This window comes from Paracidovorax citrulli, assembly GCF_900100305.1.
Taxonomy (GTDB): domain Bacteria; phylum Pseudomonadota; class Gammaproteobacteria; order Burkholderiales; family Burkholderiaceae_C; genus Paracidovorax; species Paracidovorax citrulli.
This window is the reverse complement of record NZ_FNEY01000036.1, coordinates 39,474-51,764: the sequence shown is the minus strand read 5'-3', so window position 1 is coordinate 51,764 and position 12,291 is coordinate 39,474. Positions and strand designations below refer to the sequence as shown.

Annotated in this window: 11 protein-coding genes and 2 pseudogenes; 8 read left to right on the top strand and 5 right to left on the bottom strand. The window is 67.0% G+C overall.

All coding sequences use genetic code 11. From position 1 onward, the window contains the following. The 3 genes and pseudogenes from BLR99_RS19360 to BLR99_RS19350 all read right to left on the bottom strand — a co-directional run. On the bottom strand, positions 1 to 824 hold an 824-nt coding region (locus BLR99_RS19360), incomplete at its 3' end, for an MCP four helix bundle domain-containing protein (RefSeq protein ID WP_170838067.1). 184 nt (positions 825 to 1,008) lie between these two features. Next, a pseudogene (locus BLR99_RS19355) lies at positions 1,009 to 2,001 on the bottom strand (Bug family tripartite tricarboxylate transporter substrate binding protein). Positions 2,002 to 2,056: 55 nt separating this feature from the next. Further along, the gene (locus tag BLR99_RS19350; RefSeq protein ID WP_017438527.1) at positions 2,057 to 3,073 is read right to left on the bottom strand and encodes a 1-aminocyclopropane-1-carboxylate deaminase; all 1,017 of its coding nucleotides are present in this window, start codon (positions 3,071 to 3,073) and stop codon (positions 2,057 to 2,059) included. Between the two features lie 199 nt (positions 3,074 to 3,272). Between BLR99_RS19350 and BLR99_RS19345 the strand changes: the two genes are divergently transcribed. From BLR99_RS19345 to BLR99_RS23910, 7 genes are all read left to right on the top strand, one after another. Beyond that, complete coding sequence (locus BLR99_RS19345; protein ID WP_017438529.1) at positions 3,273 to 3,809, top strand: Lrp/AsnC family transcriptional regulator; 537 nt, start codon at positions 3,273 to 3,275, stop codon at positions 3,807 to 3,809. A gap of 2,131 nt (positions 3,810 to 5,940) precedes the next feature. Then, on the top strand, positions 5,941 to 6,495 hold the full coding sequence (locus BLR99_RS19335) for a YiaA/YiaB family inner membrane protein (RefSeq protein ID WP_046059484.1): 555 nt from the start codon (positions 5,941 to 5,943) through the stop codon (positions 6,493 to 6,495). A 92-nt stretch (positions 6,496 to 6,587) separates the two neighbouring features. After that, positions 6,588 to 7,019 (top strand): hypothetical protein, encoded by a 432-nt coding sequence (locus BLR99_RS19330; protein ID WP_046059477.1) that lies wholly within the window; start codon positions 6,588 to 6,590, stop codon positions 7,017 to 7,019. 11 nt (positions 7,020 to 7,030) lie between these two features. After that, entirely contained in the window at positions 7,031 to 7,873 is an 843-nt protein-coding gene (locus BLR99_RS19325) for a DUF2145 domain-containing protein (protein ID WP_046059485.1), read from the top strand. 54 nt (positions 7,874 to 7,927) lie between these two features. Next, positions 7,928 to 9,034 (top strand): zinc ribbon domain-containing protein, encoded by a 1,107-nt coding sequence (locus BLR99_RS19320; RefSeq protein WP_041828289.1) that lies wholly within the window; start codon positions 7,928 to 7,930, stop codon positions 9,032 to 9,034. Positions 9,035 to 9,151: 117 nt separating this feature from the next. Continuing rightward, positions 9,152 to 10,030 carry an SDR family oxidoreductase gene (locus BLR99_RS19315; RefSeq protein WP_017439475.1) on the top strand — a complete coding sequence of 293 codons (879 nt, stop codon included), beginning with the start codon at positions 9,152 to 9,154 and terminating at the stop codon, positions 10,028 to 10,030. A gap of 167 nt (positions 10,031 to 10,197) precedes the next feature. Further along, entirely contained in the window at positions 10,198 to 10,512 is a 315-nt protein-coding gene (locus tag BLR99_RS23910; protein ID WP_377793144.1) for a helix-turn-helix domain-containing protein, read from the top strand. 221 nt (positions 10,513 to 10,733) lie between these two features. Here the strand turns inward: BLR99_RS23910 and BLR99_RS23800 are convergent, their stop codons facing one another. Both BLR99_RS23800 and BLR99_RS22805 read right to left on the bottom strand, forming a co-directional pair. Beyond that, positions 10,734 to 11,060, bottom strand: coding sequence for a chymotrypsin family serine protease (locus tag BLR99_RS23800; protein ID WP_353611313.1), 327 nt, complete (start codon positions 11,058 to 11,060; stop codon positions 10,734 to 10,736). 53 nt (positions 11,061 to 11,113) lie between these two features. Then, complete coding sequence (locus BLR99_RS22805; RefSeq protein ID WP_138919920.1) at positions 11,114 to 11,797, bottom strand: hypothetical protein; 684 nt, start codon at positions 11,795 to 11,797, stop codon at positions 11,114 to 11,116. Between the two features lie 65 nt (positions 11,798 to 11,862). Here BLR99_RS22805 and BLR99_RS23555 point away from each other — a divergent pair. Next, positions 11,863 to 12,217, top strand: a pseudogene (locus tag BLR99_RS23555) (transposase); the annotation flags it as partial. Positions 12,218 to 12,291 lie beyond the last annotated feature (74 nt).

Here is a 12,291-nt window from a genome sequence, read left to right as displayed (position 1 = left end):
TCGCTGCTGTGGCGGACTTCGGAGACGACCTGGGCGAGGTTGGCGCGCATGGCGCCCATGGCGGCGAGGACGGAGGAGGAGTCGCCGGGGCGCAGATCGACGTGGACGGCGAGGTTGCCGCGCGCGACCTCCTGGGCGATCTGAGCGGCGTAGGCGGGTTCGCCGCCGAGCTGGCCCTTCACGCGGCGCGTGATCGACCAGGCGAGCAGTGCGCCGAGAGCAGTCGAGATGGCGGCGAGGATCAGCATCAGCCGGCCGGCGCTGGCGGCCTGGTCCCGGGTTTCCGTACCGCTGTCGGTCATGAGCTGCTGCTGGTAGGCGCTCAGGTCCTCCATGGCCTGGAAATAGGTGCGCTGCAGGGGGCGGACTTCGTTCAGGAGCGTATCCCGCGCAGCCGTCGCCTCATTCTTCAGCCCCAGTTCGGCGGCCTTGTTGACCGCCGCGGTGTAGGGGGGGCGTGCCTGCAGGAGCTTCTGCAGCAGTTCGCGGCCCTCCTGGGACTGGATGGAGCGGCCCAGTTGGTCGATGATCTCCGAGTTGCGTGCCGTGGCCTTGTCGATCCGCTGCTTTTCTACCGCCATCTGCTGCGCATCTTCCAGCAGGGCCAGATTGCGCACGCTGCGGGCGACGATGTTGACGTTGTTCTTGAGCTCCTGGAGCTGGAGCATCTTGCCGACGCGGTCGGACGTCAGCCGTTCCACGTCTTCGGACACGTCGCCCAGCTGCAATCTGCCGAAGGACGCGAGGGCCAAGCCCAGGAGGATCAGGATGGAGAAGCCGGCACCGAGCATGGTGCCGAGCTTCATGTTGCGAAAGAGGGTCATGGTGTTACTTCCTGGCGGGTCGTTGGCAGCGGAGCCGGGCATCCGGCGCCGGTAGTAACGGATTGTTATGCAATTGTGAGTAAATTGCTGAAAATGGTGCTATTTCCAGACGAAAAATGCGAGATAGGCGAATTTTGCTTACAGCGTTGCCGCGAAGGTGTAGTGCCCGTCCTCCGGCCAGGGTTCATTCAGGGCGGATGTTCGCGCGCTGCGCGATGGCGCGCATGCGCGGAAGCTCGTCCTCGATGCGCGACAGCACCGCGTCGGCGGGTTCATAGGCCGGCTCCAGCCCGCTGGCGACCAGCTTGCCGCGGACCTCGGGCGTCGCCATCGCCTCGCCCAACGCCTTTTGCAGCCTGGCCCTGGCATCGGCCGGCAGGCCGCGCGGCGCCACGACGGCGAGCTAGGAATCCGCGGCGAACCCCGGAAAACCGCTTTCCGCCACGGTGGGCACATCGGGCAGTTGCGTCGCGCGCGTGGCGCCCATGACGGCGATGGCCTTGATCTTGCCCGCCTTCAACTGCGGCAGTGCGGCGGCTACCGTGTCGATGGTGAAGGGAATCTGCCCGCCCATCAGGTCCGCCATGGCCGGCGCGCTGCCGCGGTAGGGCACGTGCACCGGCCGGATGCCGGTGGCCGCCCACAGCAGCTCGCCCGCGAAGTGGCCCGTGGTGCCGTTGCCGAACGATCCGTAGGAAAACTTGTCTGGTGCGCGCTGCACCGCGGCGATCACCTCCGCCAAGTTGCGGGCCGGTACGTCGCGGTGGGCCAGCAGCACCAGCGGCACCCGCGCCACCATGCCGATGGGTTCGTAGCTCCGCACGGGGTCGTACGGCAGTTTGGCGTTGAGCGCAGGATTGCCGGTGAATGTCGATCCCGAACTGATCAGCAGCGTGTAGCCGTCGGCCGGCGCATTGGCCACGAAGGCCGCCCCCACGATGGTGCCGGCGCCGGCCTTGTTCTCGACCACCACCGGCTGGCCCAGGCCGTCGCCCAGCGGCTTGCCGATCAGCCGGCCGACGATGTCCACGGCCCCGCCGGGAGGGAAGGGGACGACGAGCTGCACGGGCCTGGCCGGGTAGCCCTCGGCGTGCGCCGCGGACCATGGGCCCGATACCGCGATGGCCATGAGGAGTGCGGCTCCGGTGCGCCGCAGCGCCGGCAGGTACTTCGTCATTTCGGGGCTCCTTCCGGTGGGGGAACGGTGGGACGGCGCGGGCTGCGGCAGGCGTTCAGCCGTTGCGGAACAGGAAGCTGTAGGCGTTGAGCGCCGGCACGCCGCCCAGGTGGGCGTAGAGCACGCGAGAGCCTGCCGGGAATTCGCCGTTGCGCACCATGTCGATCATCCCGTGCATGGATTTGCCCTCGTACACCGGATCGGTGAGCATGCCTTCCTGCCGCGCGCACAGGCGGATGGCTTCCAGCGTGCCCTCGTTGGGCAGTCCGTATTCGGGGCCGCCGTAGCGCGTGTCGAGCACGACATCCGCATCGGTGATCTCGCGGCCCAGCTCCACGAGTTCCGCCGTGTTGCGCGCGATGCGCAGGATCTGCTCGCGCGTCTGCTCCGGCTTGGCGGAGGCGTCGATGCCGATCACGCGGTCAGCCCGGCCGTCGGCCGCGAAGCCCACCACCATGCCGGCCTGCGTGCTGCCGGTGACCGAGCACACGACGATGTAGTCGAACTGGAAGCCCAGTTCCTTCTCCTGCTGGCGCACCTCCTCGGCGAAGGCCACGAAGCCCAGGCCGCCGCGCGGATGCTCGGAGCAGCCCGCGGGGATGGGGAAGGGCTTGCCGCCGGCGCGGCGCACGTCTTCCATGGCCTGCTCCCAGCTCGGGCGGATGCCGATGTCGAAGCCCGCGGCGTCCAGGCGCACGTCGGCGCCCATGATGCGCGACATCTCGATGTTGCCCACGCGGTCGTACACCGCATCGGAGTAGTTCACCCAGTTCTCCTGCACCAGCACGCACTTCATGCCCAGGTGCGCGGCCACCGCGGCCACCTGCCGCGTCTGGTTGGACTGGATGCCGCCGATGGACACCAGCGTGTCGTAGCCGCCCTCGATCGCCTCGGGGATCAGGTATTCCAGCTTGCGGGTCTTGTTGCCGCCGAAGGCGAGGCCGGAATTGCAGTCCTCGCGCTTGGCATACAGCTCCACCTTGCCGCCCAGGTGCGCGGACAGGCGCTTGAGGGGATGGATGGGCGTGGGGCCAAAGGTGAGGGCGTGGCGGGGGAATTTCTGCAGGTTCATGGATGCGGTGCCGGGGAGGGCGGAAAAAAGGCGGGAGAGGGCCGGGGCCCAGGTCCGGCGCGTGGCCTGCGAGGCCGTGCACCGTTGACTGCATCGTAGGAAAATGCGCGGGAAACAGGGTTGCAAATACGAGTGCCGAAGCATCCGTGGAATGCATGGATGGCTTCGGATTGCGGTTTTTCATTTTGTGGAAATGATCATGTGCGCAACAAAATTACGAAGGCCGAGTGCCGCCGCCGGGCTGCCTGCCGCTCCCCCGGCCCCGCCGCCAGCGGACATCGACCGCACGGACCGCGCCATCCTGCGGGCGCTGCAGCGCGACGCGTCCGTGTCGAACGTGGCGCTGGCCGCCAAGGTGCATCTCAGCCCGCCCGCCTGCCTGCGCCGCGTGGAGCGCCTGAAACGCCTGGGCCTGATCGACCGCACGGTCGCGCTGCTGCATCCGCGCGCGGTGGGCGCGGGCATGCTGGTGATGATCGGCGTGGTGCTGGACCGCTCCACGCCCGAGTCCTTCGCGGCGTTCGAGAAGGCCGCCGCGCAGATCTCGGGCTGCATGGAGTGCCACCTCGTGACGGGCGAGTTCGACTACTTCATGCTGGTGCGCACGCGCGACAGCGACAGCTTCAACCGCCTGCACGCGGAGCAGCTGCTCTACCTGCCGGGCGTGCGGCAGGTGCGTTCGTTCATGGCGCTGCGCAACGTGGTGTCCACCACGGAACTGCCGCTGGCCATCTGACGGCAGCGGCGGGCCGCCGCCGCGCCAGGGCTGGCGGACCATGTGCGGGTAGATCAGGCCGTAGCGGCCCGCCAGGCCCGCCGCGACGCCGGGATTGGTGAGCTTGATGAACGCGGCGCCGGTCACCGGCAGGCCGGCGGGATCGGGGATCTGCAGCGCGGCCCAGCCGGACTGGAAGCCGTTGCGCAGCGGGGCGCGCGCGACGCTGCTGGACAGCGGCGAGACGCCGTTGAACGCCGCCACCGACACCGCGCCGCACAGGCGCGGCACCAGGGGCAGCGCGGAGGGGATCGCGGCACCGTTCGTGGACACCGAGGCCTCGCGCGAGAACACCAGGAACGACCAGTTGCCGTTGGCGCTGCACACCTGGTTGCCGGACACCGTGGTGTTGTCGGAGTGGAAGAACTGGTCGCCCGTGCCGGCCGGCGGCACCACCGAGAACGTGCGCGCGCCGGCCGCGTAGTCCAGGGCCACGCTGTAGCGCTTGGTGGGCATGGCGAACACCCAGTCGGTCTGCGCGGTGATGGACGGTTCGAGCGCGTACTGGTTGCGCACTTCGCGCGCGTTGAGCAGCTCCGAGACCTCGGCGGCCGTCCGGCTGGCATTGGCCTCCGAGGCGGGCAGGTGGTAGGGCGTGGACAGGTCGGGCAGGTCGTAGGCGCGTGCCTGGATCACCGCGCTCAGGGTCGGCACGGTGGTCGTGCCGTCGATATCCTTCTGCCGCGACGCAAAGCCGGCCGACACCAGCAGCGGGTCTGCCGTGAAGCGCTCGGGCTGGGCGATCGCCTGGTCGGTGGGCGGGAAGAGCACGTAGTTGCCGCGACCGGGCTGTCCGGCCGCGTTCACGGCCTGCAGCGTGGTCATCGGGGAAGAGAACGTGGTCGCGCCGGGCACGTCGATGATGTACCAGGTACCCCCCACGCCGCCCGAAGGCGTGGCGAAGCCGCGGGCGGCGGCGGAGGCCTCGTCGCCGGCGTCCTGCTGCAGGGCGGCATCGATGGCCGGGCCCGTGCATGGCGCCACTTCCGACACCTGGCGGATCGCCGTGAAGAGCGCCGAGCGCTCCTGGCCGCTCGCGCCGTACACCGCCGCCGAGGGGATGTCGGCGGCGACGATGGCTTCGATGGAGCCTTCGCGCGTGTGGCTGGCGCGGTCGGATGCGCCCAGGGCAGGGTCGAGCCGGTCGGTGGCGAACGGCTGGGCAACCCCGGCCGCGAGCTGCGGCGACGTGCAGGAGCCGTCCGAGGTGGTGACCTGCGCGCGGCCGTCGGCCCCGGCCGTGATGGCCCCGGTCCACATGTCGCCGGGAGAGAGCAGCAGCGTCATGGTGAGCAGGCTGTCGCCGTTGGCGGCGCCGCGCACGCGCAGCTTGACGGCCTTGCCGTTGGAGAGATCCGTGTTCGTCAGGTGCAGCACGGTCATCTGGCCCTGCTGCACGGTGAAGTAGGGTACCAGCAGCACGTGCCCGAACTGGTTGGTGGCGGGCTGCAGGGCGACCGCATCCGTCGCGCCCAGCTGGGTGCGCGACGGTGCGCTGCCGGTGCCGGCCACCACGCCGGCCAGGGTGGGCGCGGCGAACCCGCAGCCGCAGAGCAATAAAACGCCCGCGGTGCGGGCGAAGTTCGATGCGGGCATGGACTCCTCCTTGGGTCTTGTCCTATGGGAAGGCTGCAGCCTAACCGATGGGATCGGGCTTGACCATGGCGCGGCCCACGCATCCGTTGCACCGGCTGGTCACCCGCAGGCCATGCCAGGTGCGACCAACGGATTGACGAGCTTTGTGAAGGCATCGCCGATGACCGGCATTCCTGTGGAATCCAGGAACCTCGGTCCCACCCATCCCGCGGTGGCCGTGAGTGCGGGCAGCTGTCCGGCATTGGCCGCGATGGGGTTCAGCACACTCGTGTACGTATCTCCCGTTGACTGCTATGCGAACATGACAAAGACCGCGCCGAGCCAGCACACCTGGGCTCTGTTTGTAGCGCAGGGTGGGCGTGGCCATTACCCGGTATCGCCTGGCGATACCAGCCGTCCGAGGCACCGCCACTGCACCGCTTCGTGAAGCCCGCCTGCCGGCGCGGTGGCCATGATGCCGCCCATGTTCCACCACGGGCCGCAAGCCCCCGCTTCCATGCCGCGTCCTTCCGCTTCTTCTCCCTCGTCTTCCACTTCGCTGGTCCAGCGCGACACGGCCGCCTGGCAGCTGCAGGTCTGGGTGTCGTTCGGCATCGCCGCGTTCTGCTGCGCCGTGGGCCTGGCCTGGCTGCCGGGCGAGCGGCTGGAGCAGATCTTCATGGTGATGGGCTATGTCTTCTGCCTCTCCGCGGTGTTCATGCTCGCCAAGTTCGTGCGCGACAACCAGGCCGCCACGCCGCGCGGAGCGGGCGATACGCCGCTCTTCAAGCTGGTGGTCTGGGGCGGCTTCGCCGTGGCGGTGGGACTGACCGGATGGGGCCTGTGGGGCATGGACATCTCTCCCACCTACAAGGCCTTCCTGGGCGTGAGCTGGCTCTACCTGCTGACGACGGCGTTCACGCTGGCCAAGATGCTGCGCGACCGCCACGAGGCCGACCTGGCCGAGGCGCGACTGCTGGGCCGCCGCGAAGCGATGCAGGCGCCGGCCGCGGCTTCTCCCCTGCAGGAAGCTCCCGCTACCGAAGTGCGCCCTGACCGCGCCATGAACTGAACCCGGGAGACCACTGCCATGTCACGTTTTTCATACCGGCCCTTGCTACGTCAGTTCACAACTTCCCCACATGGTGGAGGGCCGGGCGCTGGCTGGCGGGGCTGGCCCTCGCCAGCGCCGCCATCGCATTGGCGCCGCCAGCGCGGGCGCAGAGCGAGGCTTCCGCAGCGCTGTCGATGCTGCCCGTGGCGTCCGTCGTGGGAACCGCGTCTGTCGGATCCGCGGCAGTCGGCGCGGTGGCCACCGTGCCCGTGGCGCTCTCCGTGGCCGGTGCGGTGCTCACGGTGCGCGCCGTGGAGGCATCTGCCGCCGGCACGGTCTATGTGCTGGAGCGCGCTTCCGACGGTGCCCGCGTGAGCGTGGAGGTGGCGGGCCGCGCCGCTTCGGGCATCGTGGCGGGCGTGGGCACCGTCGTCACCTGCAGCGTCATCGGCACGGGCGTGGTGCTGTCGGCGGCGGGCGAGGTCCTGGCGTTCGTGCCCAATGCGCTGGGCCGGGCGCTGCTGCACAACGAGCGGTTGTGAGCGTGCCGGCCATGACCCATTCCCGCACCTCGCTGCGCCCTGCCGCCGTGGGCGCCGCCCGGCTGCTGCTGGCCGCTGCGCTGGCGATGGGGGCCACCGCGCACGCCGGCCGCTCCTGCGAGGCGCGCAAGCCGACGCCGCAGGCCCTCGAACGCGGCATGCAACTGGCCGAGCGCACCGCGCGGGCGCTCGATGCGGAGCACCAGCGCTCCGGCGCGCGCGTCGTGCTGCTGGCCCGCGCCGGGCAGGACCTGTCGAAATACGGCGTGCATTACTCGCACATGGGCTGGGCCTATCGCACGCCCGGGGGCCCATGGCGCGTGGCGCACAAGCTCAACGATTGCGGTACCGCCGCGGGTTCCCTCTACCGCCAGGGCCTGGGCGAATTCTTCCTGGACGACCTGTGGCGGCACGAGGCCGTGTGGCTGGTGCCCGCGCCCGACGTGCAGGCGCGGCTGGCCGCGGTGCTGGCCGGGCGCCCCCGCACGCTCGCGATGCACCGGCCGGCCTACAGCATGGTGAGTTACGCCTGGGGCACGCGCTACCAGCAATCGAACCAGTGGGCGCTGGAGACGCTGGCGCTGGCCATGGAGCCCGAGGCCGTCCGCACGCGCGCCCAGGCGCAGGCCTGGCTGCGCGCCCGGGGGTACGAGCCCGCCGTGCTGCGCATCGGGCCGCTCACCCGGCTGGGCGGGCGCGTCGCCGCAGCCAACGTGGCGTTCGACGACCATCCGCCCCGCGACCGATTCGCGGACCGCATCGCGACCGTCACCGTCGATTCCGTGCTGGCCTGGATGCCCCGCGCCGGGCTGGGATCGGAGGTGTCCACGCTCTCGCTGGACCGCTCTCCCTGAGCACCGCATGATCGGTGCCTGCTCGAAAGAATGGATCAACACAAGGAGTCCGACATGGGTAAATCCCTGCGCCTGTCCGAAAAGTGGTTCCGCCGCGGCCTGTGGCTGGTGTCGCTGGTGTTCGCCAGCTTCCTCATCGGGCTGGGCGGCACGCTGGTGGGCGACCTGCCGCGCGTGGAAGCGCCGCTGCAGCTCGATGATTTCCTGGACCGGCCCGCCGCGGAGGCGCTGCGCAACGAGGTGCGCGCGTCCGACGGGGCCGAGCGGCAGGCACGGGCCGCGCTGGAGCAGGCCCAGCTGCAGCGCAGCAAGGCGCGCAGCGAGAGCCAGGCGGCGCACGAGAGCTTCAACAACTGGATCGCCACGCGCAGCGCCACGCAGCAGTCTGAGCACAACCCCGAGGTGGTGGCGCGCACGCAGGCGCTGGATGCCTTGAAGGTCCGCGAGCAGCAGACGCAGCGGGCGGTGGAGGCCCAGCAGCAGGCCGCGCTCGATGCACGCCAGGCCGCGGCGGCTGCGCGCCAGCGCCTGGAACAGATGGAGGCGGCCGGCTATGAGCAGATGCGTGTGGCCCATCGCAAGGTGGAGCTGCGGGTGTTCCTCTACCGGCTCGCGCTCACGCTGCCGCTGCTGCTGGTCGCGGGCTGGCTGTTCGCGAAGAAGCGGCAGAGCACGTGGTGGCCGTTCGTCTGGGGCTTCATCTTTTTCGCGCTGTTCGCGTTCTTCGTCGAACTCGTGCCCTACCTGCCCAGCTACGGCGGCTACGTCCGCTATGCCGTGGGCATCGTGGTGACCGTGCTGGTGGGGCGCTACGCCATCCTGGCGCTGAACCGCTACCTCGAGCGCCAGCGGCAGGCGGAGGCGCTGCCCGACGCGCAACGGCGCGAGGAACTGAGCTACGACGTCGCCCTGACGCGCCTGGCCAAGGGCGTGTGCCCCGGCTGCGAGCGCCCGGTCGATCTGAAGAACGAATCCATCGATTTCTGTCCGCATTGCGGCATCGGCCTGTTCGACCGCTGTGGCCACTGCCGCACCCGCAAGAGTGCCTTCGCGCGGTTCTGCCACGCGTGCGGAACACCGGCAGGCAAGGCGCCGCCGGCGGGGCCGTTGCCGGAACGGGGCGCGGCACCCACGCAGGGGCAGGTCTCCGGCCCGGCATAGCCGCGGGGGGGGGGCGAGCAGGGTCCGACAGGCAGGCAGAACCTTTTCCTACGGGCTCGACGGGCGCGGGTTTTCCACACTGGGAGGCCGTTTACGACCTCGCTTGCAGGAGAAGCCATGCCCCTCGATCCCCGCACCGCCGGCCCCCGTCCGCCTTTCGAAGACCAGAAACCCCTCACACCGCCCGGCTCCGAAACCGACATGCACCCGCAGCCCGACTACGGCGCCACGTCGTACAAGGGCTCGGGCAAGCTCCAGGGGCGCCGCGCCGTCATCACGGGCGGCGACAGCGGCATCGGCCGCGCAGTGGCGCTGGCCTTCGCGCGCGAGGGCGCGGACGTGCTCATCGCCTATCTGCCCGAGGAAGAGGCCGATGCGCGCAAGACCCTCGACATCGTCACCGCCGAGGGCCGCCGCGCCGTGGGCGTGCCGGGCGACATCCGCGAAGAGGCCCACTGCAACGCCATCATCGAGCGCGCGGTGAAGGAGTTCGGCGGCATCGACATCCTCGTCAACAACGCCGCCTACCAGATGTCGCACGAGAGCATCGACGAGATCTCGGCCGAGGAGTTCGACCGCACCTTCCGCACCAACGTCTATGCCACGTTCTACCTGAGCAAGGCGGCGGCCAGGCACATGCCGCCGGGCAGCGCCATCATCAACACCGTCTCGGTGAACGCGGACAAGCCCAACAAGACGCTGCTGGCCTATGCCTCCACCAAGGGCGCGCTGCAGAACTTCACGGGCGGGCTGGCCCAACTGCTGGCCGACAAGGGCATCCGCGTGAACTGCGTGGCGCCCGGCCCGATCTGGACGCCGCTGATTCCGTCCACGATGCCGATCGAGCGCGCGCGCGAGTTCGGCAAGCAGGTACCGCTGCAGCGCCCCGGCCAGCCTGCCGAGGTGGCACCGGCCTATGTGATGCTGGCGTCCGACCAGGCGAGCTTCATCTCGGGTGCGACGGTGGCGGTGACGGGCGGCGTACCGATCATCTAGTGGTGTGAGTCAAAAGTTGGCACCACCCAAGTGCTGTGCCATGCAGTCCGCTCGACGCAGCCCAGGAGCACACCATGGCCCGGCCTCACGCAATGGCTATCGAGTTGAACGATGTGGATCGCACAGCGTTGCAAAGCTGGACGCGTCGGCGCAAGACCTCCTAGGCGCTGGCGCTGCGAGCGCGCATCGTGCTAGCCTGCGCCGAGCCCTCGACGACGAACAGGGCGGTGGCCGCTGCCCTGGGAGTCAGCCCGCTGACGGTGGCCAAGTGGCGCAGGCGCTTCGCAGAGATGGGTCTGGCAGGGCTTCAAGATGCTTTCCGTTGCGGGGCGCCTCGCACCATCTCGGATGAGCAGGTCGTGGCGGTGATCACTACGAGGTCGAGTGCTGGTTCTCGATCCTCACTGCCCGGCAGATCAAGCGCGGGCGCTTTCGCTCCACACGTGCGCTGGAGAATGCGATCCGGGCGTACGTCGCAATGAACAACGCCGCGCCAAAGCCATTCATCTGGACCAAGACAGCGGACGAGATCCTGCAATCTGTCGCAGAATTCTGCTTGCGTACTTCTGACTCACACCATTAGGTTTCGCAGGCTCCCTCGGGACCTTGTTTGCGGTGCTCATGTTGCCCGCCGCCGCACGGGTGCTCGCTGCGGCGGGAAGTTCATGACACGCTTTAGTCGAGAATAAACTGATCCCGTCTCTTAGTCGATTCTTAGCTTAACGTTGCTATATCTCGCGAGGTAAGGGCCGAGAGGTTGATAAACCGAATTAGGCCTCGCTCCTCCTCCGAAAATTGCACCACAGGTGCCAGTCAGGTCTTTTCCAAGAGCCGCTGTATAAATACCTAGTGCATTATTTTCCGCATTTACTACTGGGCCGCCGGAATCCCCTGGAGCGCCGCAAAAATTAGCTTCTGAGAGTGTGAAAGTTCTCCCATTAATTGACTGCTGTGAGTTCGTTGATTTCTGGACGCCGCACCTCCATCCACTTGTTCCTCCTGAGTGGCAAACTGCGGTGTTAGGTTTCATGATGGCTAGCGGCTGAACGCTAGCCACTGATCCAGGATAGATATTGTCAATGATTACATTAAAGCCTGTAGTACAGCGGTACATGGGGCCGTAGGATCTGCGCTTGATGAAGAACCGATCCTTGTTCCACCGAGTACGACTCCCATAAAACTCATGGGGCCATTCTGTTCTTCCAGTTTGATTGCGTCCAGATCAAAACCCGCCGACAGCAATTCTTTCTTAATAAATGGAAGATTATTCGAACTACCCCTAACTAGCAATCTGTTCCCTTCGTCGTCCAACGCTATGCTGAAAATGACAGATTGAGAGCCTCTCGCTAGGTTTTCGAAGTGGGAAAAAATCTTCTTCCGCATCGCTTCTAACGCTGCGTAGCTATTTTTCACCCCGACAATTTCTATGTCGGGGTCCGAGGACAAATTCTCGATCGCTTTTGCCCCTATTTGGCTGGAAGTAACGCCAACTACAAGTCGTGCACGTTTATTTCCATCATATTCTATCCAGCTCCCTCCAAAGCTATTTCCTAGATTGGCTTTCAGTTTTTCCAGTTTCTTGGAAGTTGATTCTATAATCTTTTGATTTTCAGGCGTTGCATAGAGATCAAGGTCCGAGGCGATCAAGGCCTCAGCTTTAGATTTGTAAATAGCGCCGGGCACAACGCCATCAATGCCCGCAGCAATAGCATTTGAACTTATTGACAACGTACCAATGATCCAAAAAATATTGCTCAAGCGCAGCATATATTCCTCTCTTTAACAATTTCAGCATATCGATGTTAGCTTGCTAAACGCTTATTTTCCGTGGCTTCAAGTTCTCCACCGACCCTCACTTCGTGGACAAGGTGCGCGACATCGTAGGGCTCTATCTGCATCCGCCCGAACGGGTGCGTGGACGAGAAGCCTCCCATCGCCGCGCACAGCGACACCGCACCGGCTATACCCATGCGCCAGGCCAGCCTGAGCGCCACACGCACGACTACATCCGCCACGGCATCACCGATCTCTTCGCGGCGCTCGACGTCAGAGGCTGGTACGGGCATCGCAGAAGTGCACAGGCGCCATCGCAGCGTGGAGTTCCGCCACTTCCTGCAGACGGTGGAGCGAACGGCTCACGCTCAGTTGGACCTGCACCTTGTGCTTGATAACGCCAGCACCCACAAGAGGGCGTACGTCGCTATGAACAACGCCGCGCCAAAGCCATTCATCTAGACCAAGACAGCGGACGAGATCCGCCG